21 protein-coding genes are annotated in these 26,574 nt (G+C 36.4%); 4 read left to right on the forward strand and 17 right to left on the reverse strand.

What is annotated here, in order from left to right:
- Nucleotides 1-28: 28 nt before the first annotated feature.
- The 8 genes from ACN0U3_RS00565 to ACN0U3_RS00600 form a co-directional block, all read right to left on the reverse strand.
- Nucleotides 29-955: an alpha/beta fold hydrolase gene (locus tag ACN0U3_RS00565; protein WP_417264739.1), complete on the reverse strand. Its 927-nt coding sequence runs from the start codon at nt 953-955 to the stop codon at nt 29-31.
- Between the two features lie 12 nt (nt 956-967).
- A complete protein-coding gene (locus tag ACN0U3_RS00570; RefSeq protein WP_417264740.1) occupies nt 968-1,636 on the reverse strand; it encodes a hypothetical protein in 669 nt (222 codons plus the stop codon).
- Between the two features lie 50 nt (nt 1,637-1,686).
- Entirely contained in the window at nt 1,687-2,343 is a 657-nt protein-coding gene (locus ACN0U3_RS00575) for a hypothetical protein (RefSeq protein ID WP_299203113.1), read from the reverse strand.
- Nucleotides 2,344-2,562: 219 nt separating this feature from the next.
- Nucleotides 2,563-3,894 (reverse strand): RIP metalloprotease RseP, encoded by a 1,332-nt coding sequence (gene rseP, locus ACN0U3_RS00580; protein ID WP_299203098.1) that lies wholly within the window; start codon nt 3,892-3,894, stop codon nt 2,563-2,565.
- A gap of 129 nt (nt 3,895-4,023) precedes the next feature.
- Entirely contained in the window at nt 4,024-4,701 is a 678-nt protein-coding gene (locus ACN0U3_RS00585; protein WP_299203095.1) for a hypothetical protein, read from the reverse strand.
- Complete coding sequence (locus ACN0U3_RS00590; RefSeq protein WP_417264741.1) at nt 4,694-6,397, reverse strand: DUF349 domain-containing protein; 1,704 nt, start codon at nt 6,395-6,397, stop codon at nt 4,694-4,696. The genes ACN0U3_RS00585 and ACN0U3_RS00590 overlap by 8 nt, the downstream gene beginning before the upstream one ends.
- Nucleotides 6,398-6,408: 11 nt before the next feature.
- On the reverse strand, nt 6,409-7,338 hold the full coding sequence (locus ACN0U3_RS00595; RefSeq protein WP_299203150.1) for a PfkB family carbohydrate kinase: 930 nt from the start codon (nt 7,336-7,338) through the stop codon (nt 6,409-6,411).
- Nucleotides 7,339-7,439: 101 nt separating this feature from the next.
- On the reverse strand, nt 7,440-8,213 hold the full coding sequence (locus ACN0U3_RS00600) for a hypothetical protein (protein ID WP_417264742.1): 774 nt from the start codon (nt 8,211-8,213) through the stop codon (nt 7,440-7,442).
- A gap of 204 nt (nt 8,214-8,417) precedes the next feature.
- On the opposite strand from ACN0U3_RS00600, the gene ACN0U3_RS00605 reads away from it, so the two are divergent.
- Nucleotides 8,418-11,078 (forward strand): AsmA-like C-terminal region-containing protein, encoded by a 2,661-nt coding sequence (locus ACN0U3_RS00605; RefSeq protein ID WP_417264743.1) that lies wholly within the window; start codon nt 8,418-8,420, stop codon nt 11,076-11,078.
- A gap of 71 nt (nt 11,079-11,149) precedes the next feature.
- Here the strand turns inward: ACN0U3_RS00605 and ACN0U3_RS00610 are convergent, their stop codons facing one another.
- The 5 genes from ACN0U3_RS00610 to alaS all read right to left on the reverse strand — a co-directional run bounded on the left by ACN0U3_RS00610 (nt 11,150) and on the right by alaS (nt 18,163).
- Nucleotides 11,150-11,392, reverse strand: a complete 243-nt coding sequence (locus ACN0U3_RS00610; RefSeq protein ID WP_417264744.1) for a hypothetical protein — start codon at nt 11,390-11,392, stop codon at nt 11,150-11,152.
- A 19-nt stretch (nt 11,393-11,411) separates the two neighbouring features.
- Complete coding sequence (locus tag ACN0U3_RS00615) at nt 11,412-12,356, reverse strand: hypothetical protein (protein WP_299203082.1); 945 nt, start codon at nt 12,354-12,356, stop codon at nt 11,412-11,414.
- A 22-nt stretch (nt 12,357-12,378) separates the two neighbouring features.
- A complete protein-coding gene (locus tag ACN0U3_RS00620) occupies nt 12,379-13,689 on the reverse strand; it encodes a gliding motility-associated C-terminal domain-containing protein (RefSeq protein ID WP_417264745.1) in 1,311 nt (436 codons plus the stop codon).
- Nucleotides 13,690-13,837: 148 nt separating this feature from the next.
- On the reverse strand, nt 13,838-15,472 hold the full coding sequence (locus ACN0U3_RS00625; RefSeq protein WP_417264746.1) for a M1 family metallopeptidase: 1,635 nt from the start codon (nt 15,470-15,472) through the stop codon (nt 13,838-13,840).
- A 78-nt stretch (nt 15,473-15,550) separates the two neighbouring features.
- The gene (alaS, locus tag ACN0U3_RS00630; RefSeq protein ID WP_417264747.1) at nt 15,551-18,163 is read right to left on the reverse strand and encodes an alanine--tRNA ligase; all 2,613 of its coding nucleotides are present in this window, start codon (nt 18,161-18,163) and stop codon (nt 15,551-15,553) included.
- A gap of 107 nt (nt 18,164-18,270) precedes the next feature.
- On the opposite strand from alaS, the gene ACN0U3_RS00635 reads away from it, so the two are divergent.
- Both ACN0U3_RS00635 and ACN0U3_RS00640 read left to right on the forward strand, forming a co-directional pair.
- Nucleotides 18,271-19,242, forward strand: a complete 972-nt coding sequence (locus ACN0U3_RS00635) for a M23 family metallopeptidase (protein WP_299203070.1) — start codon at nt 18,271-18,273, stop codon at nt 19,240-19,242.
- Nucleotides 19,243-19,318: 76 nt separating this feature from the next.
- Nucleotides 19,319-19,663, forward strand: a complete 345-nt coding sequence (locus tag ACN0U3_RS00640) for a MerR family transcriptional regulator (protein ID WP_417264748.1) — start codon at nt 19,319-19,321, stop codon at nt 19,661-19,663.
- Between the two features lie 17 nt (nt 19,664-19,680).
- Here ACN0U3_RS00640 and ACN0U3_RS00645 read toward each other — a convergent pair whose 3' ends face one another.
- The 3 genes from ACN0U3_RS00645 to pnuC all read right to left on the reverse strand — a co-directional run bounded on the left by ACN0U3_RS00645 (nt 19,681) and on the right by pnuC (nt 21,154).
- Nucleotides 19,681-19,965: a hypothetical protein gene (locus ACN0U3_RS00645; RefSeq protein ID WP_417264749.1), complete on the reverse strand. Its 285-nt coding sequence runs from the start codon at nt 19,963-19,965 to the stop codon at nt 19,681-19,683.
- Nucleotides 19,966-20,030: 65 nt separating this feature from the next.
- The gene (locus tag ACN0U3_RS00650; RefSeq protein WP_417264750.1) at nt 20,031-20,558 is read right to left on the reverse strand and encodes an AAA family ATPase; all 528 of its coding nucleotides are present in this window, start codon (nt 20,556-20,558) and stop codon (nt 20,031-20,033) included.
- Nucleotides 20,555-21,154, reverse strand: a complete 600-nt coding sequence (pnuC, locus tag ACN0U3_RS00655; protein WP_417264751.1) for a nicotinamide riboside transporter PnuC — start codon at nt 21,152-21,154, stop codon at nt 20,555-20,557. Before pnuC ends, ACN0U3_RS00650 begins: the two co-directional genes overlap by 4 nt.
- Nucleotides 21,155-21,320: 166 nt before the next feature.
- On the opposite strand from pnuC, the gene ACN0U3_RS00660 reads away from it, so the two are divergent.
- Nucleotides 21,321-21,998 (forward strand): hypothetical protein, encoded by a 678-nt coding sequence (locus ACN0U3_RS00660; protein ID WP_417264752.1) that lies wholly within the window; start codon nt 21,321-21,323, stop codon nt 21,996-21,998.
- Nucleotides 21,999-22,418: 420 nt separating this feature from the next.
- On the opposite strand, the gene ACN0U3_RS00665 is transcribed toward ACN0U3_RS00660, so the two are convergent.
- Nucleotides 22,419-26,249 (reverse strand): T9SS type A sorting domain-containing protein, encoded by a 3,831-nt coding sequence (locus ACN0U3_RS00665; protein WP_417264753.1) that lies wholly within the window; start codon nt 26,247-26,249, stop codon nt 22,419-22,421.
- Nucleotides 26,250-26,574 lie beyond the last annotated feature (325 nt).

The raw sequence follows: 26,574 nt of genomic DNA on the forward strand, positions 1-26,574 counted from the left end.
ATTTCTTTTCGAATAAATTGATGAACAATTATATTGATTCAATAAAGTTTCTTAGTGCCTCATTAAAAGCTTTTGGTTGTTCTGCAGGCAGTGCATGTCCAGCTTTTGGTATAATTTCTAATTGAGCGTCCAATTGTTTTTGCAATTCTACTGCGTCATTGATCAAGAAAATATCATCATCTTCTCCCCACAAAATTAAAACAGGGACAGTAATATTTAACTCTTCAAATTGATTGCGATTTTTCGGAAGTTCTTCTAACATTTTTCGCTGCTCATCGGGATTCTTAGAAAGGTATATTCCAATAATTTGCTCTCTAATTCCAGAGGTCAGCGGTGGGGCTTTACGAAATGAAAACTCCATCATTCTTTTGACTTCCTCACTATTTGTAGGCAAGAATGCATCAGCAATTTCCTCTACTCCTACTTTTTCACAGAAGGCCTGCAATTCTTCATCAGAAAAATGTACACCTGGTGAATCTACTATCGTCAATGAGGCAAGTTTTTCTTGATGTGTTTGCGCGTATCCTAGACTAATGAATCCACCATAAGAAATTCCAACCAAATGAACGTTTTTAAGTGCGAGATGGTCGATAAGTTGATGAATGGCATCTACTTGTGTTTTGAGTTGTGGAGTTGATGAACTTTTGCTATCTCCAAACCAAAGTATATCTGGAATGATTACGCGATGATCTTTAGAAAAGTCTTTGGCTTGGTCCCTCCATGAAATCTTACCATCCCCTCCAAAACCATGAACGAATAACAAAACAGGAGCATCCTCCCGTTTGTTATCGTAATAAAATAATTCATGATCTCCTAGTTGAACCTTTTGATCTACAAAGTCATTACGTTGATAAGATTTATGTAAATACTGGTCAAACTTTTGAACGATATTTCTACAACTTGATAGCATGAATAATATTGCCAAGGCGCTATAAACAAACACTTTGTTTTTCATGGCTTTTAGCGCTTACCTCCCAAAGCTTTTCATTTCTTCCATGGTCTTCAAAACGAATCCCTCCGGAACTTCGAGACTAAAAACCTCATCTTCCTTTTTGATTTTACCTTTGAATTCAAAAGCAACAATTTTCATGTCCATTTTACCATACTTAGCTGTCATTTCCAGAGGTAAACCAGGAATTTCTTCATTCAGGTATTCGCCTTCTCTGTGTGCTGGAGCAATTTCTTCAGTATACCAAACAGTTGACTCATTTCCGTCAGCTCCGATGATGATGGCCTTCTTACACGTGTATCCCATCACCTCTTTGGTTTCCCCTTCGATCAATTCTACTTCTTGTTTTTCGAGTGCCATACGACGTTCATCATCCATATCGTCTTCTGTCACTTTCATTGCAATTTTCCCCATCATTCCATCCAGCAATACCAATACGGTATCTTGCTCTTTCACAGAAATAGTCATGGTTGTCATCATTTCTCCCATGTGGAAGTTTGTTCTGGTTTTATTACCAGAGAAAAAGATTTCTAAAAGACTGTTCTCCATCTGGTCAACATATGCAGAAACACTTGGATCATCAGACGAAACAAAAACGTCATACATTACTTTTCCTTTGGTTGCTTGCGAAAAAGCAAGCATTGAGAACATCACCAATGTCCCTGTTAAAAATGCTTTAATACTCATATTGTGTAAATTAAAAAAACGAATGATTACTCATTCGTTTTGGATTTATATTATTGACCTGACATTCCTTGAATTTCTTCAAAGGATTTTTCAGTATACCCTTCTGGAATTTCCAAATCAAACATTCCTTTTGTTTCTTTTACTTTCTCTTTAAATTCAGTTGCCGTAAAAGTCATGGTCATTTGAGGTTGCTCAACAGAAAACTCAAGTGCAAGACCTGGTACATTATCTTTGACATACTTTCCTAAAGAACCCGCTTTCACATCGAAATCTTCAGTATACCAGTAAATCAATTCCATGTCTTCTTCAGTGTAAATAACTGCTTTTTTACAAGTATGACCTAAAATTTCTTTAGTTTCATCGATCAATTCAATTTCATACTCAAAGTCTTCATTTTCTTCTGTTTCCTCTTTATCTTCAAAAGTTGCCCCTTGTTTTCCAAGCATTCCATCCATTAATAAAACCCCTTTTTTAGCATCTGAATCTAAAATTGTTGTGGTGGTCATCAATCCTCCCATACTCATTTCAGTACGTGATTTGTTGTCTTTAGTGAACACCTGTAATGTAGAACCTTGCATCATTCCCAATTGAGATTGAATTTGAGGATCGTCTGATTGCATAGAAATTTCATATTTCAAGGTTAATTCTTGTGAAAACAAAAATCCAACTGTAAAAATAAATGTTGTTAAAAGTGTAATAATTTTCATGGTTTCTTAAATTTTTAGTACTCAAAAGTACGATTTTAATGTGAGTTCTCTATAATAAATTATGTTAATTGAACACAGGAGAGGATAAAAAGTAAAACATGAGGTTGAGTGAGATAAAAATGAAATTTGTTCTTGACAAAGCCTAAAACACAAATAGCATACCTAAAGAAATAGATATGCTATTCATTACAAAATCATTATTATTTATACGGACTTGTATTACTCAAAGAAATAACGATACACATCATTCCCATTGGCATAGAGGAATATGGAAATCAAGAGGACAAATCCAATCAGCTGTGCGTATTCCAGTACTTTTTGTGGAGCTTCCTTACCGGTCACCATTTCATACAATAGGAAAACAATGTGTCCACCATCCAATGCTGGAATAGGAAGAATATTCATTATTGCTAAGACCAAAGAAATAAATGCTGTATTGGCCCAGAATACCTGCCAGTCCCATACAGGTGGAAAAAGTCCTCCGATAGCACCAAAACCACCAACACTTTGCGCACCTTTGGATGTAAAAATCAAAGGGAGTTGTGCTGCATAGTCATGCATGGTCCAACCTGCTTTTGTAATACCTTTTGAAATTGATTCTGCAAAAGTATATGAGGTCTGAGTAGGTTTAAGCCAATCAGGTGTTTTTAAGAGGAAGCCTATAGATTTTTTAGCGTCTGTTAAAAGCTCTAGCTCTTTATACTCACCATTTCTATAGAGCCCAACAACTGCCATAGCAGAGTCACCTTCTTGTTTTGCCAATTCAGCTTGAAGGTCATGATAAAATGGTGTTGCAACCCCGTTGATTGAAACAATGCTATCGCCCTTAGTCAAACCTTTTTTATAAGCATCTCTATCTTGCATCACAGAATCAACAACCGTTGGCATTCTTGTAGAAAACGCCATTACAGCGTCGTTTTCCCACATCCAATCATTGATGTTTTGATCCAGTTCGACGGTCAACTTTTCTCCGGAAGGTTTTTGCACCTCCAAGGTTCTGTATCCGCGCAAGAAAATTTGAAGATTTACCAACCTTGCATTTTCAACTTTTTCACCATCAACTGCTGTGATTATATCACCATCTTCAATTCCTAAATCTAGTTCAGCAAAGTTTTTATTGACTGCTATTCCATATTTGAGGGTGTCATTACTGATCACACTTTCTCCCCACGCAGCAACAACCATGATATAAATAAAGAATCCAACGATTACGTTGACCACAACACCGGCAACCATAACAATCAAACGTTGCCATGCTGGTTTAGACCTAAATTCATCTTCTTTGGGAGCTTGAGCCATCTGGTCTTTGTCCATCGATTCATCGATCATTCCAGCGATTTTAACATATCCGCCTAATGGAAGCCAACCAATACCCCATTCTGTATCACCAATTTTCTTTTTCAACAAGGAAAACCATGGATCAAAGAAAAGGTAAAATTTCTCAACCCTAATCTTAAATGCACGGGCGGCAAGATAATGTCCAAACTCATGCACCGTAACAAGAATCGCTAATGAAAGTAAAAGTTGCGCGGCTTTAATCCAAAAATCCATAATTTTCTTAAAATTTTAAACTACAAAGATGAGAATAAATGCGTCAAGTTGAGAGATAAAAACCCGATTTACGTCTTAAATATTCTAAATATTTGACTTTTGATGTAAATTACTCTAGCTTCTTAAGCTTTATTCTTCTTCGAACCCTGAAAAGTACACCTTGTTTTCATCTACATTATTACGTAATAGGTTCATAAATTCTTCTTGCCTTTCTGGCGGAATGTCGCTTAAAGCAAAATCTAAAACCAGGTCGTTATTGTATTCAAAAAAGAGTTGTCCTTTTGAAATTGAGATGCGTTTCAAGCCTTTAAAGTAGATGGCCTTAACTTCTCGGTCAACAGCAACTATTGCTTTCCGTGTCATTCCGATTCGGTACTTTTTACTTACCAAACCACGAATTGTGTTGATGATGGAATCAAGGATAAAAATGACAAAAATCAAACTGATATAGATGGCGTCTTTTGAAAAGATAAAGAAAACCAAACCTATAAGAAAGAATCCAATGATTTCAATTCCATTATTGAGGATCACCCTTTCTTTTCGCTCGTCACTAATTACTGTATTGAACTGAAAACGATCGAGTTGATTTACGATTTTAATTCCGGACCATTTTCTTGAAGAACGCATAGCACCAATCACAAAAATGAGTCCTCCAGAGAGTCCAAACACCAAGTTTTTATACTCGAATTGATCGCCATGGATTTTCATCCCAAAAATACCAAAGACTTCATTCAATCCAACTGCAAAAGCAAAAGGCAATGTCAGTAGGGAAATGATAAAAATCCAGGTATTGTATATTTTATTCATTTGGAATCATTTTAAGCTTCGCTTTAAGTGCAATCAACTTATCTTGCTCTGCTTTGATGTTATTTTCAACTTGATCTTTAAGGGCATTTGCTCCTTTTGAATTGGCGAAAAAACCAAGGTTGTTCTCAAACTGGATAATTTCCTGTTTGATGGAATTGATTTCGTTACGTATGGCTTGTTTTTCTTTTTCAAACAATTCGGCAGCATTACTACTTCCTTTGATGGTATTGATACGCGCTTCAAACATTACTTTCTCCTTCTCTTCACCTTTCATATCGAGCGCTTCATAATGCTTATCAAGTGCTGTTTTGTAGGCTTTAAATACTTCGTCCTTTTGTTTTGAAGGAACAAATCCTACTTTTGAGAAACGATCGGCAAACTCATGCAAAGCGGCAATGGCTTCTTTTTTATCCGAAGGAAGATCATACGCTTTAATTTCTTCAATCAATGCTTGTTTTGCTTTTAAGTTATCTTCAAAAGCTTTGTCTTTTTCATCAAAATGAGCTTGTTTAGCATCAAAGAAAAAATCACATGCTGCGCGGAATTCTTTCCATAAAGATTGTTCATGTTTTTGTCCTGCACTTCCTGCTCTTTTCCATTCTTTTTGCAGGTCAATAATTGATTTTGTTGCTGGACCCCAATCTGTATTTTCTTTGAGTTTGTGTGCTTTTTCAATTAAGCGCTTCTTTACCTCAGCAATCTTATCAAACTCCTGCTGAATATCTTTAAAAAATTCACTTTTTAAGGAGAAAAACTGATCACACAAACCTCGGAATATTTTCCAAACGGCATCGTTTTCCTTTTTAGGGCCAAAACCAATTGTTTTCCATTCTTTTTGAAGAGCCAAAACTTCCTTTGTTTGATTCCCCCATGTTTTAACATCTTCGCGTTCTTTAGAAAGCAAGTCCTCCATTTTTTCAATAAGGGCTTTCTTTTTAACGATGTTTTCCTGCATTTTTTCACGACGTTCATCATAAAAAGCACGGATTCGGTCATAAATAACGTTTACAGTTGACCAGTATTCATTTTTCATTTCTTCCCAAAGCTCTTGCTTTGTTGGTCCGATATCTTCCCATTCATTTTGAAGTTGTTTGATTGACGCCTCTACTTCTTTAATATTCTCTACTTTGCTCAGCGTTTTTAACTGATCTATCAGTGCTTTCTTCGCCTCGTAGTTTTTCTTGAAATCATAATCTTTGATTTCCTTATAAATGTTCATGTTGTAGAAGAACTCCTCGAGTAAACGGCTGTATTCTTGCTGAATATCGTTGCGCTTATCTCTTGGAATATCGCCAATCTTCTTCCACTTTTCATTGATTTCTTTATGGGCAGAAAAAGCTGCTCCAATATTTTCTTCTTCAGAAATAATGGTTTTTAATTGGTTGATTAAAGCCCGTTTCTTTTTAAGGTTTTCTTCTTCCTCATCACGTTTAGCTTCAATCAAAGCTTTTCTTTTTTCTTTGTATGGAGAAAAAACTTCGTAGAATTCCTCTTTTAATGGGGTAATCCAATCTTCTTGAGTAAATTCTTCGTTCTTATCTTTGGCCTCAAGTTCAGCAATCTGAAACTGACGAGTTGCTTCAATTAGGTAATCTTCAAATTGCGTTCGCAATTCATTTACTTCTCTACCTACAGCAAGAACATCGTCTTTTTCTGTAAGCTCCTTTAAGGCATCAATAAATTCTCTTTTCTCCATTATAACAAATATTATACAGACTGAACCATATCGAAATTGGTCAATTGAACAAATTCATGAATACGGTCTTCAATTTCACTCTTCGTTAAGTTTTCTAGTCTTTCGGTTCCAAACTTCTCCACACAGAAAGATGCCATTGCAGATCCAGCAATAATTCCTCTTTTCATATTTTCAAAAGAAATGTCATCAGTTGATGCTAAATACCCCATAAATCCACCAGCGAAGGTGTCTCCAGCTCCTGTTGGGTCAAAAACATCTTCTAGTGGCAAAGCAGGAGCAAAGAATGCATTTGATCCGTGGAACAATAATGCACCATGTTCACCCTTCTTAATGATTAAGTATTTTGGCCCCATCTCACGAATTTTCTTCGCTGCTTTTACAAGAGAATACTCTCCAGAAAGTTGACGGGCCTCCTCATCATTTATGATTAAAATATCAATTTCTTTTAAGGTTTTTGTCAAGTCCTCCATTGCAATATCCATCCAAAAATTCATGGTATCCATTGCAACCAATTTTGGACGATTTTTTAAACGCTTAATTACTTTCAGCTGAACATCAGGACTTAGATTTCCTAACATCAGGTAGTCACAGTTTTGGTATGACTCTGGAATAATTGGGTCGAAATGTTCCAGTACGTTTAGCTCAGTAATCAAGGTGTCTCTTGAGTTCATGTCGATGTTATACTTTCCAGACCAAAAGAATGACTTTTCACCCTTTTTGATTTGAAGACCTTCAAGGTTAACCCCTCTGTTACTCAACTTATCGATCATTTCTTGCGGAAAGTCTTCTCCAACAACCGCTACGATATTCTGTTCTTTCACAAAATAAGAAGAAGATAAAGCGATATATGTTCCTGCTCCTCCAATTATTTTATCTGTTTTTCCAAAAGGTGTTTCAATAGCATCAAATGCGACACTTCCAACTGTAACTAAGCTCATAATTTATTATTTTGATGCAAATATATTGTTAAATATAGAGATAAGGCATCTTAAAGGAAGCTTTCCTTATAAATTTATACACAAAGTTAGAAGATGCCAGTCACTTATAGCTTATCCCAGACTTCTTGCGCTATTTTTTTGGCAATAGCTATATTTTCATCAAAAGACAACTCTGTATCAATGACCACCTTAAAAGCAAAGGTGCCATAACGTACATCAAGAGAACGGTCCAAATGGTCAAAGTAGGCTTGATCAGCAATTCCATCAATTTTTGTGAATTTTAAGCCGCCAGCTATTCCACCTACCAATTCTTTTCCGGCCTTTTGAGAACTTTCAGTAAACCCCTCTTCTTTGAGTTTTTTGTCAATTTCCTTATTCAATGTTGCCATATCTTCTTTCGAAGGAACAGTATGGGCCTGAGTGAAACGATCTAAAGCTTGTTGTAAATCTTTGTACTGCTTAAAGTTTCCAACTTTTACGGTTCCAAATGGTGATTCAAGTTTTGTGATATCAGACATTTTAGGTTGTGGACCTTTATTTTTTTGAATTTTATGCATCATGTGTTCCATCATGACGTCCTGATGAATCTTACTCAATTCATCATAATCTGATTTTTTCCATTTGAATCCACATTTAGCATATGCACTTTCAGGTTCTAAATAATCTTCATCTAGTTCTAAACTTGCTTCATCTACATCTAAATGGGCCATGATCATACTTCGGGTAATGTAATCGCAGGGATTTAGCGGCAAGGTTATTTTTTTCGAGAAACTAGATTTTACAGTGTTTCCCAATTTGTCTACTGCTGTGTTTTCTTTTGCATCACAAGAAATCAATAGCAATGACGTTAGAATAATGATAATAATTGAATGTTTCATTTTTGTATAGTTTTAGTCAATATCAAAAATAGTCTATTATTTAAAACACAAACCAAGGGTTTACCCTGATAAAAACTTAAAAACTAGTTTTTGGTCGACCAAAAGAGACTTAATCACAAGTCTTGTACTTTTTTAAAACATCTATCGTTAATAAGTATAGGTGATGAACTTGTAAGAAGTCAAAATTGACCTTATTATTGTAATATGAATTGGAGGAAAGTATTAACGGTCTTGAAATGGACAACAGGGATTGTTGTTGGAATCATGCTGTTGATTAGTGCTCTACTTTTGGTCTTTAAAGATGATATTAAAGCTTATGCCTTAGATGAGGCCAACAAATACCTTAACAAACGCGTTCATATTGGCTATATTGATGTTGGAATATGGAAAAGTTTCCCCGACTTGACCCTTTCTTTTGACGATGTATTGGTTCACAGTAAATTCGATACTTTGCAAACCCAAGACACTGCAATTTATGCCAGAAAAATTGATCTTCGCTTCAATCTCATCGATTTCTTTTCAGAAAAATATGATGTTCATCGAATTGACATAAAACATGCGAAATTAAATCTAGAAATATTAGAGAATGGAGCTGTGAATTATGATTTTCTTAAGCCTAGCGAAAACGAAACCACAACACCGTTTGAGTTTAATTTAAAAAACATCAATCTGATCGAGACGGACTTTTCTTACTTTAATGAATCTACACAGCAGCACTACGCAGGGTTTTTTGATGATTTACAGCTGCACGGTTCTTTTACAGAAAAGCAATTTGTTCTTGATGCAAAAACCAATTTCAATGTAGAAACTATTCGTTCTAAGTCATTTACTTTAATTGAAAACCAAAGGGCTAGATGTGATATTTCAATTCAAATGGATCAAATCAACAATGTTTTTGAAATAAAATCTGCTGATTTAAGCATCAACAAGCTCCCATTTTTAGTAAAAGGAAAAGTAAGTAATGACAGTTTAGACTTCTATATTGGGGCGAAAAACTTAAACCTTGCCGATGTTGCCACAAATTTTACGCTTCAAGAACTTGATGTAGTGGATGAAATTAACGGTAAAGGTCTTGTGAATTTTGAATTGTTGATCAAAGGCTCGAATGAAAAGACAAGCGCGCCCTCAATCGAGGCGAGTTTTGATGTCATTAATGGAAGTCTAGCAGATCAAGGCTTTTCTTTAAAAAACATCAATGTAAAAGGAAGCTACACCAATGGAGTAATTGGAGGAAAAGAAAAACTTTCTTTATCTTCTGTTCGGTTCAACACCTTAAACGAGGATTTTGTTGGTCAATTGGTCGTTACCGATTTTGATCGACCACGATTAACGGGGAAAGCTGACGGAACTTTAGATTTAAAAGCCATTCACCGTTTATTCGGACCATTTGAAATGCAACACCTCTCTGGGAATATAGAAATGAAAGGAAATTTTGATGTTCGTCTCAACCATCCGAAAACCAATCAAAAAGACATAACTATATATGACCTTCGCGCTTCTTTGGTACTGAACAATATCACTAGTCAATTCAATAATGACGATCGAAAGTTTAGGGTGAAAAACGGAAACATCACTATTCGAAATCAATTTGCAGGTATAACCGACTTATCCCTCGCATTAAACAACTCTTCACTGGTATTAGACGGAGAGTTCAACCATTTGGCGGATTTCTTCAAGGGAGCTGGAAATTTAACTGTCGATGCACAAATCAGCAGTCAAGAACTCTATTTGGATGATTTATCAAAAACAAATGCTGAAGTCAAGAAGACTAAGACATGGCTACTTCCAGACAACATCAACGGGAGTTTAGTTTTGGCCTTAAATAAAGTTGTGTACAGTGATCACCAATACACAGGTATTAATGGAAAAATGAGGTTTGGTAAACATGAACTTACCTTCCCCGTAATTGAAGGAACCAGCGCTGAGACCAAAGTTAAAGGGAGATTAAAAATAACTGAAGAGAGACCTATGTATTTAGTTGTTGAGACGATTTTAAGTTCTGATGCTGTAGTATTTAAACCTTTATTTAAAGAATGGAACAACTTTGATCAATCAGTAATTACTTCAGATAATATACAAGGAAAAGCTTCCATTTATTTAGATTTTAAGGGTCCATTTGATTTATACGAAGAAAAGATCTTGAAAGAAAAGTTTGACGTTCGTGCTAAATTAAGAATTACCGATGGGGCTTTAGTGAATGTGCAGACCTTTAAGGAAATCACGAGTAGCCTAAAAGGTTCTGGGGCACAACTATTGATTTCCAAATCCAGAATTGCAGACTTCGAAAGTAAATTACTGAATTTAAAATTTGATTCCTTCGAGAATGAGTTTACCATCAAAGAAGGGGTGATCACAGTTCCTAAAATGACGATACGTTCGAATGCATTAGATGTAAATTTAGAAGGAACACATTCTTTTGAAAATGAAATAGACTATTCTTTTGATTTTAGATTTAGGGAGATCAAAGGAACACGAAATTCTGAATTTGGCGATGTTGTGGATGATGGTACAGGGTTTAGGGTCTTCTTAAAAATGTTTGGCACCATAGACAATCCGAGCTTCGCTTGGGATAAAGAAGCAAAAAAAGCCGTGAAAGAGGAACAGCGTGAACAAGCAAAAGACGACCTCAAAAGCGCATTAAAAACAGGGTTTGGAATCAACAAAAAAGACACGACCATTACCGAATTGAAAACAGATGCTCCAAAGGAAGAGAAAATCATCATGGACTTTGGAAAAGGCAACGATGAAGATGATTTAGATCCAGCACAAAAGAAAAAGAAGAAAAATGCTTTACAACGTAAAATAGACCAATGGAAAAAGGAAAATGAAGAAGAAAAACCTAAATCAGAATTTGAAGTAGATTAATCTGTCTTCAGTTGTTTTTCATTTCCTAAATCGTCCTTTTGTTCCTACAAATGTCCTTTGCGAGAAACCATTTATTTGTCTTCTTCTATAGTTGCTGCTTTATTCAACACTGCTTTTTGTTCAGGGACAGTCACTTCCTTAACCTTCGAAGTTGAAGTTAATTTTGGCTCTTCAACTGTTGATGTTGTTGATTTTTCAGAAACACTTGACGAATGAGTTAGCATAGGTTCTTTTGATGGAGCTGTTTTGCTTTCTTGACCATAAGCAAAGTAAGACGCCAAACCAAATACTGTGAAGATTAATATTTTTTTCATAATAAGTAATTTTATAGTCTTATTGTAAAACAGATAAAGTAAGGTGTTCACTTTCTGGGAAGCTGGAGTTATACACACCTGCACCGGCAGTTCCATGAATTCCACTCGACATCCCTTGAACACTCAAAGTATAGGTGTTTCCAACAGTTAGTCCTGTTAACAATTGAGTATAGGTACAACTCCACAATGTGGTTGTTCCAGTACTGCTGTCATAGTTTTGAATATTAGTAGTTGTACCACCAACCAAAGCACCATTGTTTAACACTCTAAATCCAACAAAAGCCATTGAATTGGTATACCCTCTACCAGAACCAGACAAGATAACGAATGCTGTAGATTTTGTCGCGGTAAACGTAACTGTTCCCATTCCCGGTACTGCTGTATAGGTAGAAGAAGTTACTTGTATGTCGCCTGTTAAACTTGTACTGTGCACATCTGCTGTTGGACCTACTGGACCTTGAGGACCTGCCGGCCCAGGTGTACCTGCTGGACCTGCGGGACCAGTTGCTCCGGCTGGGCCCTGCGGACCTGCTGGGCCTGGATCACCTTGTGGACCTTGGGTTCCCGCTGGACCTTGTGGACCTGGTGCACCCGTTGGACCAGTTGCTCCTGCTGGACCCTGTGGACCTGCTGGACCAGGATCACCTTGTGGGCCTTGAGGACCTGCTGGACCTGGAGTTCCTGTACCTCCAGCGCATAAACTCTCCCAATTGGTAGAAGTTTTATAATAATAGAAACACTCATTGTCAACATCATAAACCAAAAGCCCTTCTGCTGGAGATGCAATTCCAACTCTTTGAGCAGTAGTTAATCTTGGCACCAACATTCCTTTATCGTTAGCACTCACATCTAAAACGGCAGTCGCTTCAGGTGTGGTTGTTCCTATTCCAACATTGTCTTGTGCGTTGAGTAAGCTAAAACTCCCTATAAATAGGGAAACGACTAAAATATTTAATTTTTTCATTGTTATTGATTTTCTGGTTTTATTATTTCTTTATCAAGGTTATGTGTCCATGTTCCTGAATCTCTTTGTCTTTATACTTTGCTTTGATGATGTAAAAATACACTCCATCTGTACATTCGTTCTGGTTAAGATCATGTCCTGTCCATGGCTCATTCACATCATCTGATTCGAAAATAGGATTTCCCCAACGGTTTAGAATTTGAATATGATATTCTGTCAAACCATTTGAAACAACATAAAATTCATCATTTACATTGTCCCCATTTGGCGTTAATACATTTGGAATATCAAGTCTATAAGAGGAATTAATCAACACATATTCATCGTTGTCAATAGGAAAACTCCAATTACTCTTTAAAGAATATTTATAGTTTGAGAAACTGTTTATACCATCACTTTCAATGTCTTTCCATTCAATTTCTGAGGTACTCCAATGCGCTATACTTTCCCATTCACTGTCTTTATTCGGATCGAAGAACAGCAATAAATTAGCATTTGAATTGGCTGTCAAACTTCTTACAGAATGATAAAACTTTGAATTCGCCTCGCTTATGCTTTCTTCTTTTTGAGTCAATGGGAATCCTTGACTATCTGGCGAAAAATTATTCATCCTTGCTGCATAAGTTTGATGTTGGTTTCCTCCGCTTTCAACAATTATAGGCCTAAATCTTCGTGTACCATCACTTGAACCAACTGGAAATAAATAAGATCCTGATAGGTTCATTTCCCTAATCATGAATCCATTGGGAAGACTACTTACAAACCCTTCATTATTATAGGTGTTATCAAACGACACTGAAGAAACACTAGGGTTTTGTATGTGTAAAATACGAGTATTGGTATTGAATTCTCTATTGTTTAAATTTAATTCACCAGAAACAGCTATTGCTGCATCCACATTAACCAAGGTCTTTCTTCGGTTTACTCCTGTTCCATTTCCTGAAAGAGTTAATCGGTTAAAAGTCGTGTTCGTTCCATTATTTGAAGTAATCAACTGTTCAGTATTTCCAAACAATTCTACTTCACTATTGTCTGCATTAAATGTTGCGTCATTAATCCAATCTTGCTCAATATTGTATACTCCACTTCCCGAAACAGTAGTGTTGGAGTTCAATATAAAGTTACCTGATTCTACTAAAGCAGAATTCTTGGTAACACTGATGTTTCCATTATTTGTTAAAACAGATGAATTGGATAATAACATCCCTCCATTAAGATGCAATACGCCACCATTATTTACATTAATTGTTCCTCCATCTGAAGTTATAATCTGAGAAGAAACAAAATAAGAGGACATACCAAATAGGCACAGTACAAATAGTTGTAGTTTCATGTAGTATCGTGTTAATGTAGTGTAAAACAGATACGATATTATGGAATAATAATATAATTACCTAAACTTTTAAAACTTTTTCAAGCGGTGAAAAACATGGCTACAGCGTAAACTATTGATTATGTGTTTGTTATATAAATACTGAATGTTAAAGATTTTCCATGTGAACATAAAAACGATCTACATCCACTTTTACTTTCTTTAAGCTCCTGACTTTCTTTAATTTCTGCCAATTTTGATTAGGGTAAATACGTTGCGTTTTTTCTTTTACTATAAGATCTATCGGCATTTCAAAGTCTGTTACAGATGAAGCCCAACGGTAATAAATATTCCCCTTTTCCTTCTTCATTTGTAAAGTTGGTAATGCTGCATAATAAAGATATTCCTCAAAAACAGGAGTCAGAGAAACATCAGTTCCATTTTCAAAAAAGGCGATTACCTCTTCGGTGTTGGTGATTTTATGCTTGAAAGTCTCACTAAACGATTTCAATAAACTCCACCATTTTTCGTCATCATTAATAATGCTCCGTACCGTATTCAATAAATTTGCTCCTTTATAATACATATCTACCGACCCTTCTTTATTCACACCATAATCTCCAATTATAGGCTCTTTATTCGAAATCATGGTACTTCTTAATCCTTTTAAATACTTCAGGGCATCTTCTTTACCCCAACGACACTCAATGTAAACCGCTTCAGCATACGAGGTAAAAGCTTCGTGAATCCACATGTCTGCAATATCATCAGCCGAAATACTGTTCCCAAACCACTCATGTGCCGTTTCATGAATAATGATAAAATCAAATTTTAACCCGATTCCAGAAAGTGAAACATCTGTTCCGTCGTATCCTAATTGATAATTATTTCCGTACGCAATAGCGCTTTGGTGTTCCATACCCAAGAATGGTGCTTCTACAAGCTTGTATGAGTCTTCCTCAAAAGGATATGCGCCAAAATGTTCGTAAAAACACCGCATCATTGGTTGAACTTCAGTAAATTGTTTTTTGGCTTTTTCGAGATGGTAAGACAAAACATAGAAGTCAAGATCTAAATCTTGAAAAGTATCTGAAAAGCGAACATAATCACCAATATTTAGTGTAATGTTATAATTGTTGATGGGTTGACTCACTTTCCAACTCCACTTTGTAAAACCATTAGATAGTTCTTTAAGGCCCATTAACCTACCATTAGAAACACCAACTAAACCGTTGGGAACCTCAAGGTGAATCTCAGCCTCTTCTGGTTTATCACTTTGATGATCTTTATTGGGAAACCATAAACTAGCTCCTGTTCCTTGCACCGCTACTCCAATAAAATCCTTCCCGTTTTTATCCTTTGAAAACACAAAGCCTCCATCCCAAGGCGGATTTTTAGCAACTATCGGATTTCCAGAATAATAAAACTGTAGACTATCGATAACATTCGCATCTAAAGCGTTTTTAAACGATATAAACACGGCATTAAATTCTCGTTTATACTTTAAATGACGTCCTTGATAAACGATGGAATCAACCTTCATGTTGGAGAATAAATCCAACTGCATCACAGCCATATTTTCAATTGTATGGAAAGTAATTGTATTGCTTCCGGCAATGAATTTTTCCTTTGGGCTAATCTTAATATCGAGGGTGTATTTTAAGACGTCAAAATTTGTTCTTTCAGGACGCAACGCTCCCCTTAAAGTATCGGCTCTGGTGTAACTTCTTTCATCCTGTAAAAGTTGAGCAAAGACCATGGATGAGTAAAAAAAGAACACAATAAAAACGAGTTTATTCAACATCATCAGCACTTTTTGATTAAAATGAGCAAGCCTGATTTTAATCAAATCAGGCTTGCAATGTATATGTTTTATTTTAGATTAAATTAAGCCTTTAACCTCTTCAATTGCAGCTTTTAATCCATCTGGATTTTTTCCTCCCGCAGTTGCAAAGAAAGGCTGTCCTCCACCTCCACCTTGGATGTGCTTAGCTGCTGAACGTACAATGTTCCCTGCATGAAAATCTTTTGATTTTACCAGTTCCTCATCAATGATCACGCTCAAAGTACACTTACCATCACTTTCTCCACCAACAACAGCAAAGAGATTAGTCACTTCACCTTTCAGTTGGAACAAAATATCCTTAATGGCTCCACCATCAAGGGGTACAATAGCATCTAAAAAGTTGATTCCGTCTTTTGCAACGATACTTTTCTTGAGCTCTGTCTTGATATTCTTAGCGCGTTCCTTTTCTATTCTTTCCAGTTCTTTCTGCATTTGATTGTTACTATCAATGAGGTCTTGAACAGATTGAACGATATTTTTGGTGTTTTTAAACAGTGCATTCACATTGTCTAAAATCGATAACTTTTCATTCATATACTTCTCTGCAGTCACATTTGAAATGGCTTCAATTCTTCGAATTCCAGAAGCGACAGAACCTTCAGATGTAATCTTAAACCATCCAATATTTCCCGTATTGGGCACATGCGTTCCACCACATAACTCAATTGAATCTCCAAATTTTATTACACGTACAGTATCTCCGTATTTTTCACCAAAAAGCATCATCGCACCTAGTTCTTGTGCTTCTTTGATAGGTGTATTTCTCAATTCAGTTAGGGGTGAATTTTCACGGATTAAGTTGTTTACGATACCCTCAATTTTTTCTAGTTCTTCATCTGTAACTTTAGAGAAGTGAGAAAAATCAAAACGCAAATAATCAGGATGAACTAAAGATCCTTTTTGCACCACATGATCGCCTAAAACACTGCGCAAAGCGTGGTGTAAAAGATGGGTTGCACTGTGATTTGCAGCAGAAAGTCCTCTTTTTTCGGCATCAACAACCGCTTTAAAAGTTGCCGTTGGATCCTTTGGTAATTCCTTAACCAAATGAATAATCAGATTGTTTTCTTTTTTTGTATCAAAGATTGAAATCTTTTCTCCATTGGCTTCGATATATCCTTTGTCACCAACTTGTCCACCTCCTTCCGGATAAAACGGTGTAAAGTTAAAAACCAACTGGTAGAAAGTTTTTTTCTTTTGCTCCACCTTACGGTAACGCGTAATTTTAACTTCAGCTTCTAAATGATCGTAACCAACAAATTCTTCTTTATCATCTTTCAAAAGCTCTGACCAATCATCGGTCTTCATAGATGTTGCTGAACGAGATCGGTCTTTTTGAACCTGCAATGCCTTTTCAAATCCTTTTTGGTCTAGGGTAAGTCCAGCTTCTCTTGCCATTAACTCAGTTAAGTCAAATGGAAAACCAAAAGTATCATACAATTCGAATACTTGATCTCCAGGGATTTCTTTCACGTTTTGTTTATTCAAATCTTGAATAATAACCTCTATTCTTTTAATACCGTGATCTAGCGTTTTAAAGAAGCTTAATTCTTCTTCACGGATTACATTTTCGATGAGCGTTTTATTGTCCACTAGTTCTGGGAATGCATCTCCCATAATTTTAACCAAAGTTTTACTCAATGGAGCCAAGAACGGTTCGTCCATTTTTAGTGTTTGGTAACCATAACGAACAGCTCTTCTTAATATTCTACGGATTACATATCCAGCTCCAGTATTTGAAGGAAGCTGACCATCAGAAATGGAGAAAGCTATGGCACGAACATGATCTGCAATTACACGAAGCGCAATATCAGTTGTTTCACTTTTTCCATATTCGAATCCAGATTGTTTTACTATTTGTCCAATCAATGTCTGGAACAAATCGATGTCATAATTGGATTGTTTTCCTTGAAGCACCATAGCAAGACGTTCAAGTCCCATTCCAGTATCGATATGCGTTGCTGGTAATTTTTCTAAACTTCCATCTGCTTTCCGATTGAATTGAATGAAAACTAAGTTCCATACCTCGATAACTTGAGGATGATCTTTATTCACCAAAGATTTACCGCTAACTTTTTTCTTTTCTTCATCAGAACGAATATCCACATGGATTTCTGAACATGGTCCACAAGGACCCATTTCACCCATTTCCCAGAAGTTATCTTTTTTATCAGCTTCGATAATTCGGTCTTCATCGATCCATTTCTTCCAAAAGTTATAAGACTCAGTATCCCTTGGAACACCATCTTTCTTGTCACCTTCAAAAATCGTTACATAGAGATTGTCCTTATCAATTCCATAAACACCTGTTAAAAGTTCCCAGGCCCATTCAATTGCTTCTTCTTTGAAGTAATCACCAAAAGACCAGTTCCCTAGCATTTCAAACATAGTGTGGTGGTATGTATCAACACCTACCTCATCAAGGTCGTTATGTTTTCCAGAAACGCGTAAACACTTTTGGGTATCTGTAACACGTTTATTTTTAGCAATGGCGTTCCCCAAAAAGTACTCTTTAAAAGGTACCATCCCGGCGTTCGTAAACATCAAGGTTGGATCATCTTTAATTACCATAGGCGCAGAAGGCACAATAGTATGTTCTTTTTCTTCAAAAAAAGAAAGGAATTGATTTCTAATTTCTTCAATTTTCATGGGTTCCCTATTATAAAGTATATAACTTGCTTCTCTGTTAATCAAAGTTAACGATTTTGCAAAGTTAGATTATTTACATAATTTTGCGATGTTTTATACGATAAATAATGACAAAGACGAAGTTTCGGTACAATCCAAAAACGCTTTCTTACGAAAAAGTTAAACGCTCTATGGGCGAACGCATTTTACGTGGGGTAATATTTATTGCACCGACCATCGTATTGAGTTTAGTTTTTGCTTTCTTTATCGCTTATCGAATAGACTCTCCAAAGGAGGTGGCGCTTAAAAAAGAGCTCGCAGAATTAAAGACAGAATACGCTTTAGTTCAAGAACGAATGGGGGTTGTTAACCAAGTTGCTGAAGTTATAAAGCAACGTGATGAAGAACTATATAGAACAGCGCTTGGAGCAAAAGAATTCCCAGAGGAATTAAGATTAATGGGTGTTGGAGGTAGTGATGCATATAGTTCATACAAGAACAAATCAAACGGTGAATTACTCATTCAAACTTTTTCCAAACTTGATGAATTAGAGAGAAAATTACATGCACAGAGTCTTTCATTTAAGGAGTTAACGAACTTAGCAAAAGAGCATCAAGTCAGACTTGCCTCATTACCAGCAATTCAACCTGTCAACAACAAAGAATTAAAACGCATGGCTTCTGGTTATGGCTGGAGAATAGACCCAGTTTATGGGACAAGAAAAATGCACTGGGGATTAGATTTTTCCGCCGAAGTAGGTACAGATGTATACGCCACTGGAGGCGGGGTAGTTGAAGTAACACGGGTAAACAGTTGGGGATACGGTAAAGAAATTGTTATTGACCATGGGTTTGGATACAAAACCAGATACGCCCACTTAAGTGCATTTAAGGTAAAAGCAGGGGACACTGTGAAACGAGGAGACCTCATTGGGTTAGTTGGAAATTCTGGTAAATCTACTGGACCGCACTTACATTATGAAGTTGAAAAGGACGGACAGAAAGTGAGTCCAATTAACTATTTCCATTCTGACCTTACACCGGAGCAGTATGAACAAATTGTGGAAATTTCCAAAAATGCATTAAAGTCTATGGACTAGTTGAATATAACTTTTCCGTTACACCCTCTTTATTGTTGCTTTATTTTCACTAATTTAGCCCTAATGAACTTAAGTTATGATTAAAGCTTCAGAATTAACAAAGCTCTATTATTCAATAGGGGAAGTCGCAAAAATGTTTGATGTTAACACATCACTCATTCGTTTTTGGGAAAAGGAATTTTCTTCTATAAAGCCGAAAAAGAATAAAAAAGGCAATCGTTTGTTTACTCCTGATAACATTCTAGAACTACAGAAGATTTATCAATTGGTTAAAATTGATGGCCATACTTTGGAAGGTGCAAAAAAGGCTTTAAAAAACGGAGATATTGAACTCAAAGAAGCCCCTCCAACTTTCGATCAGGAAGCATTAATAGAAAGTCTCGAATCAATTAAAAGAAAGTTAATTGCCTTAAAGGATTAAGTCAACTATTGAATAAACTATGGCTGGCTTGATTTTGACGAAAAACTCTTGTTCAACAATTTCTTGATTTTCTTTCTAAACAATAAGGTTACAATTGCCAATAATATGTACGGCGAGGCCATAATGTATAAAATTGCTGAGTTCATATTGTTCCCATTGTTGTTATCCAAGATTTTGTCGTCGATTGAATTACCGCTTTGTTCTGCGAGTAATTTACACTGTGAACATTGTGCTTCTACATCTCCGGTAAAGAAAAAAATAAAAGCAACTAATAAAATAATATAAGGAAGCCACTTTTTCATGCTCCAAAGATAAACAATAAGCCTGTTATTCAGTAAAATTTAACTTGATTTTAATCAGAAATGAGTTAAACACAAAAACCACCTTGAGAAAGGCTGATTTCTTCGATAATTTCTACCGCTTTCTTTTTGCGAGATTCGAAACTGCCTTTTAATATGGTAAAATCCACCTTACGCTTTTGCAATTCTTCAAGATATAAATCAAACAGTTCTTCTCTTTCATTTGGACTCTCCCTTAAAGGATCTTCCTCCCATGGAATTCCTTCTGGACTGCACAAAAAATAATGAGTAAAGCGTTGACTACCCATCAATGATTTTACTTTAGGGCTATACTTTTGGTATTTAAACATAGACCAAATATAGAGGACAGTTGCTTCAGTATCGTAAATTTTAATTCCTCTCTTCTCTTGAGAAATGCGAAGTTTATCTTGTTCTACTCCAATTTGTTCAATATCATCAAAATCATATTTTCCGTCGCGTTGAAGAAGGTATGCTCTTGCATGTTCTGGAAACCACTGGGCATCGAAATGATTTGCTACAGCTTGCGATAAACTTGTTTTTCCTGAACTTTCAGGTCCTGTAAATACTATTTTCAATTGTACTGTGCTTTATACATTTTATACCATGAATTAAAAGCAAAAATAGCAATTATGGTATAGACTAAATAGTGGAAGCCTGTAAGGTCCATTCCACGTGAACTGTAAAGGAAAATTAAAGCCGTATCGATTACAATCCAATAGATCCAATTTTCCAAAACACGTTGTGTTACCATATAAGTAGCAACAAGACTGAAAACAGTTGAAAATGCATCGAGATATGGATTTTGTTGATCTGTATAAGTCACCATTAAGTATCCCAGTAAATATGTAACTAAAGCACTTACCCCAATGTTTAAAACATGATACTTTAATGGCCATCTAATTATTTTTTGATCTTTGTTCGTGGTTTTATTCCATGAAATCCAACCATAAATAGCCATTACGAAATAAAAAACTTGTAATCCTGATTCGATATAGAGCCCAACGGTATAACACAAGTAAGTATACACTGCAGTGTTAGCCATAGCAAAATACCATCCCCACCTGTTCTTATAAGCGATAAAAATCAAGTAGCATGTTCCTAATAAAACACCTGCCCATTCTATAGGAGAGGTGTTGATTAGACCTTCTATAACGTTATGTATTATTTCCACAGTGGCGAAAATAAGTAATTTAAAATGTATTCCTATTTCTGGAAATAGAAAAGCAGACACTCAACCCCTATGACCCTGAAGAATAAAAAGTTATTGGTTTTTTTGATGATCTCTTATATTTACTTATTTTGTAGTTGATTTAAAAAATAACTAAAACGCTAAAACTATGAAAAAACTAATTTTTCCTTGCTTATTATTTAGCCTACTTATGGGGTGTAACAAAGAAGACTCTGTTGATGTTAATCAGGATAAAATCTATACTGATTATGAAATGTTTTACAATGCAAATTCCGATAAAACAGTAGTGATTGCTCGTTTTCGGTTTGGTGATGCCACTGGAACTGTTTTAGAATTGAGTGATGGAGCTCATGTTCTATACAACACCGACACTTTAACGTATAATAATTTATATGCAGGACATGCAAAAGAGTATGCTGGAGAAGTGACTGCAGGAACCTTTAAATATGTTGATGTGAATGGTGATGTTTACAACAATACAGTTTCAAGTACAACAAACATCGATTTCGAACCTCATTTTGATACAATAGTAAAATCTCAAGCCAATACATTAACTTGGGTAGGAAGTCCATTAGGAGCTAACGAATACGTAAGTGTCTTTATCGGATCATGGACATGGGGACAAGATGCGCTTGCTGTTCAAAATCAAGTTGGATCAACCAATATTATTCTGGGCGTTAATCAATTAAGTAACTTAGCTGTAGGTGGTTCCACTGTTTATATGGATCGTGTTGAAGCACATGATGTTACAGAAGGAACAAGTAAAGGCGGAAGAATTAGAAGTCGATACAGGCCTGCAAATCAATCCGTACAAATAGTACCGTAACAACAACACATTAATTCTAAAATAAAAAGTCCTTGGTCATGCTCCAAGGACTTTTTATTTTATGTATTTGCCTATAAAAGAATACTCCTAAGGTTTCTTCTTTTTTGGGATTGTATAAAGTTTACCTTCAACTGTAGCCCGCTGTCCATTTTTATTGTGAATTACACCGGAAAAAGTTGCCGTAATCTTATCTTCTTCAATTGAGGTGAATGTTATTTTACTTTCGCCTTCTTCCCCAGACTCTTTTCCTGTATGGAGAATACATCATCGTTATCAAAAGTAATTTTCGCGTCGCTTTTTTCTTTCAACCATTGAATCATTGGATAAATATGTAATGGTACAATTACATGATTATTAATAAATAATAAACGGCAGCCCTAAAGAATAGTACTGCCGTTAAAGTCTAAATGCAACAAGCTCTTATTGAACAATAATTTTTCTTGTTAAATATCCATAGTCAGTGGTCAATTGAATAAAGTAAGTTCCTTTTGCAGCAGTTGATACATCAATTTTAATTGTAGCCTTATCAACATATGTTTGCTCTAATGAAACCACTTTTCCTTCAAGAGAAATAATTTGAATGTTTTGAATTGAAATGTTTTCATTTACACGCACTTCAATATAATCTGACGCTGGGTTTGGCGAAACAGTCAACTGATTCATTTCGTTTTCTACAACAGCAACGCAGCCGTCAACTGTTATTGTAATACTTGCAGTGTTTTCACATCCGTTTCCATCAGTGTAAGCATAAGTGAGCGTATGTGTTCCAATTCCTGCTGTTGCAGGATCAAACTCATTATTACTCACTCCTGTACCTGAGAATATTCCTCCAGCAGGAGATCCTGTTAAGGCAATAGGGTCATGATTTGTACAAGCTGTTTGATTATTCCCGGCCGACACAGATGGCAGTGGATTTACGTTAATGACTACTTGGTCGGTTGCAGTACACCCGTTTAAATCTGCTGTTGCAGTATAAGTTGTACTCGTTGTAACAGTAAACGGAGTTCCATCAACAATTCCATTGTCCCAAGTTACTGTACTTCCAGTTGAAGAAGTAGCCGTTAGCGTTACCTCTGAATTTTCACAGACCGTTTGGTCAACACCCGCATTTACCGTTGGAATATTGGTTACCGTAACCGTTATTTGATCTGTATTTTCACATGCATTCAATCCAGTCCCTGTAACAGTATAAGTTGTTGTAATTGTTGGAGACACATTATGCGCTGCTCCAGCTCCTAAGCCATTATCCCAATTATATGTATTCGCTCCATTTGCGGTTAAAGTAATTTGATCTCCATTACAAATGGATACATCTTGACCAGCATCAACCACTGGTAATGAATTAACAGTAATCGTAATTTGATCTGAATTTTCACAGTTGTTAGCATCTGTTCCGGTCACAGTATAAGTTTCAGTTATCGTTGCTGAAAACGACTGAGTTGCACCATTTCCTAATCCGTTATCCCAAACATAAGAAACCGCTCCTGTTGCAGTCATGTTCACCGTTTCATTTTCACATACTGTTTGATCAGCACCAGCATCAACGATAGGTAAAGAATTTACGTTAATGGTTTGACTGGCTGAATTTGTACATCCATTCCCATCTGTACCTGTAACTGTATAAGTTGTTGTTGTAGATGGACTAACGGAATGAGTCGTTCCATTGTTTAAACCATTATTCCAAGTATAATTCGTTGCATTTCCTGTTGCTTGTAAGTCTGTTGATTCATTCATACAAATTGTTGGCACTGTCGCAGAAAGTGAAACGGTTGGTGCTGTATAAACAGTTATGTTTTGAACCGTAGAAGATTGACAAGCTCCAGTAGGTGTAGTGTATTCAATGGCATAAGTTGTTCCCAAAGTTGGATTAAGAACTTCCCCAGTTGATGTATTTATTGTTGCACCATCGGTTGGCGCAGTATAGAAAGCGTATGTCCCACCTGGAGTAGCAATATTACTTGGCAACACCGTGAGTCCATTTCCTAAACAAATATTATCATAAGAAAAAGAAGGGTCATCATTACTTTGAACACTTACCGTTGCTGTTGAAGTACTTGGACAAGATCCATTCGTAGTGTATTCAACAGTATAATTAGCTCCATTCACACCGTTTGAAATTTCACCAGTGGTAGGATTAATGGTTGCTCCATCAGCTGGTACAGGGTTGAAACTAAAAGTTCCACCTGGTGTTATAATATTGCTAGGCCCATTTGTGGTTGAAAGTTCACAAAAATTATTGAAAGTGAAACTTGCATCATCGTAAGGGTTTACTGTTACAGTAACAAATGAAGTGTTCTCACATCCATTTGCTCCTGTACCTGTTACTTGATAGGTTGTTGTTCCTGAAGGACTAACAGTATGTGATGCGCCAGCACCTAATCCGTTATCCCATGCATATGCGGTTCCTCCACTTGCAGAAATGGTCGCATTATCTCCTAAACAAATGGCCACATCACTTCCAGCAGAAATAACCGGTAATGCATTTACGTTTACAGTTACTTGGTCTGACGCAGTACATCCATTGGCATCTGTTCCAGTCACTGCATAAGTTGTTTGAGCAGATGGTGTAACTGAATGAGAAGCACCTGCTCCAAGTCCATTATCCCAAGCATATGTACTTCCTCCAGTAGCTGAAACTACAGTACTTTCTCCTTCACAAATCGTTACATCGCTACTTGCCGATATTGTTGGCAAAGCATGAACATCAACAGTGACTTGATCTGTATTTTCACAACCATTTGCATCTGTACCAGTCACCACATAAGTTGTTTGAGCAGATGGAGTAACCGAATGTGTTGCACCAGCACCCAATCCGTTATCCCAGCTATAACTTACCGCTCCAGTAGCTGTAATGTTGGTGTTTTCACCTGCACAAATATCAATATCAGCACCTGCACTAACTGTTGGAAGCGCATTCACCGTAACTGTTACTTGTTTAGTATCAGTACAGCCGTTAGCGTCTGTTAATGTAGCATCGTAAATTGTAGTCATTGAAGGAGAAACGCTTAAACTTGTTCCTGTTCCAATAGAAGTTCCACTTTCAAACCATTCTATAGTTCCGTTTCCTGAAGCTGAAACATTTACTGATTCTCCGGCACAAATTACCGAACCTGGATTCACATTAATAATTTCTTGTGGAGTTGATGGAACGTTAATGCTCATGGAGTATGAACAACCCAAACCTGATGACCTCACCACAACCGTGTGATTACCAGAAGACAGCCCTGTAAAAGTCGGATTAGACTGTGGAGTACTTCCATTAATGGAGTAGGAATATGCTCCAGAACCACCTGTAGGATTTGTTACCGTAATAGACCCATTATTGTTTCCACATGTAGTATTTACAACTGAATGAGATGCAGTAATGGGTTCTAGAACATCAACATAAAACGCTTTTACATCTGAAGTACAACCTCCATGGGCATACAATGCAAGAATTTGACTGGTATCTGCCACTGTTGGAGTTATGGTGGGAGTAGCTCCTTCTTCTTCTACATAAATTGTTGTGACATCATAATCCCATAAGATGTATTCATAATAGTCTGAATTTATTGAATTATTCCCATCAGGTAAAAAGTCAGCTCCACCCAAACATACAGTTCCAGTATTTATAGTGTAATCAGCAGTTGGCGCAGGGGCGTTAGAAGTAAGTACTCGTAAACTCCAGGCACTTACAAAAGGGTCTCCTGATACGGTATATGTATCCACAACTTCTCCCCATACCCCATTATTTTTAAACTGGGTAAAGTTTACACCACCTGGTTTAAAGGTTCCTGAAATCGCGAACGAATCTTGAGGTGAAGTATAAGCCAATTCATAACCAACAAAGAAGTCGCCATTAACTGTTGCAGGGCTTGTAAACTCAACCTTATAATAAACATTTTTGGTGAACTCAGACATTGGCACAAGCTCAGTTGCTAACTCAGCACCAGGCTCTCCTGCGTTATTGTCATACACCTTAAAGGTCACAGCTCCCCCAGCATCATTAACTGTCCATGGAGCAAAGTATAACGCCCTCACTTCAGTTGATGCAGAAACAAAGTAAGGTTCTGCCCAAGCGTCTACTGTAGAATTATCAGATAACCTATCATGACCAAGCGCTGTTCCCCCTGAGCCAGAAAAATTATAAAATTGATCTCCATTGACGTAATTGTACAATGTATCACAAGATGCAGATTGACCATACGCATTGCTTAATGCAAAAAATGAAATGCATACAATCATGAGTTGTTTGAGTAGATTAGTTCTCATCATTAATAGTGTTTAAAATTATTTTTGGTCTATTCTTTTCTTGTCTGATTTACTTGATTTTTTTTAACAAGAAAAAAGATCAAACCCGAACAAAAAAATGTTCGCCGCAAATATATGGGTATTTGTCTGTCAAAAAAAGGGTTTTCATCGAAAATATTAAGATTGAGTGAAATATTCACAGTCTAACAATTTGAAAGAGTTGGCAACAAAGGATAGGTTTTATCATATTTTTTGGCCAGTTCTTGGCCTAATTAGCTGAAAAGTGATGCGTAAAAACAAATACCACAAATCCTACACCTGATAAAAGTCAAATTAATGGGACAGT

The organism is Brumimicrobium sp. (assembly GCF_048268645.1).
Taxonomy (GTDB): domain Bacteria; phylum Bacteroidota; class Bacteroidia; order Flavobacteriales_D; family Crocinitomicaceae; genus Brumimicrobium; species Brumimicrobium ulvae.

Coding starts and splice junctions, on each gene's coding strand:
- ACN0U3_RS00640 (WP_417264748.1), top strand. CDS start 19,319: ATGATTAAAGCTTCAGAATTAACAAAGCTCTATTATTCAATAGGGGAA.
- ACN0U3_RS00645 (WP_417264749.1), bottom strand. CDS start 19,965: ATGAAAAAGTGGCTTCCTTATATTATTTTATTAGTTGCTTTTATTTTT.
- ACN0U3_RS00610 (WP_417264744.1), bottom strand. CDS start 11,392: ATGAAAAAAATATTAATCTTCACAGTATTTGGTTTGGCGTCTTACTTT.
- ACN0U3_RS00625 (WP_417264746.1), bottom strand. CDS start 15,472: ATGTTGAATAAACTCGTTTTTATTGTGTTCTTTTTTTACTCATCCATG.
- ACN0U3_RS00665 (WP_417264753.1), bottom strand. CDS start 26,249: ATGAGAACTAATCTACTCAAACAACTCATGATTGTATGCATTTCATTT.
- ACN0U3_RS00605 (WP_417264743.1), top strand. CDS start 8,418: ATGAATTGGAGGAAAGTATTAACGGTCTTGAAATGGACAACAGGGATT.
- ACN0U3_RS00660 (WP_417264752.1), top strand. CDS start 21,321: ATGAAAAAACTAATTTTTCCTTGCTTATTATTTAGCCTACTTATGGGG.
- ACN0U3_RS00570 (WP_417264740.1), bottom strand. CDS start 1,636: ATGAGTATTAAAGCATTTTTAACAGGGACATTGGTGATGTTCTCAATG.
- ACN0U3_RS00565 (WP_417264739.1), bottom strand. CDS start 955: ATGAAAAACAAAGTGTTTGTTTATAGCGCCTTGGCAATATTATTCATG.
- ACN0U3_RS00635 (WP_299203070.1), top strand. CDS start 18,271: ATGACAAAGACGAAGTTTCGGTACAATCCAAAAACGCTTTCTTACGAA.
- ACN0U3_RS00590 (WP_417264741.1), bottom strand. CDS start 6,397: ATGGAGAAAAGAGAATTTATTGATGCCTTAAAGGAGCTTACAGAAAAA.
- ACN0U3_RS00620 (WP_417264745.1), bottom strand. CDS start 13,689: ATGAAACTACAACTATTTGTACTGTGCCTATTTGGTATGTCCTCTTAT.
- alaS (WP_417264747.1), bottom strand. CDS start 18,163: ATGAAAATTGAAGAAATTAGAAATCAATTCCTTTCTTTTTTTGAAGAA.
- ACN0U3_RS00575 (WP_299203113.1), bottom strand. CDS start 2,343: ATGAAAATTATTACACTTTTAACAACATTTATTTTTACAGTTGGATTT.
- ACN0U3_RS00600 (WP_417264742.1), bottom strand. CDS start 8,213: ATGAAACATTCAATTATTATCATTATTCTAACGTCATTGCTATTGATT.
- ACN0U3_RS00615 (WP_299203082.1), bottom strand. CDS start 12,356: ATGAAAAAATTAAATATTTTAGTCGTTTCCCTATTTATAGGGAGTTTT.
- rseP (WP_299203098.1), bottom strand. CDS start 3,894: ATGGATTTTTGGATTAAAGCCGCGCAACTTTTACTTTCATTAGCGATT.
- ACN0U3_RS00585 (WP_299203095.1), bottom strand. CDS start 4,701: ATGAATAAAATATACAATACCTGGATTTTTATCATTTCCCTACTGACA.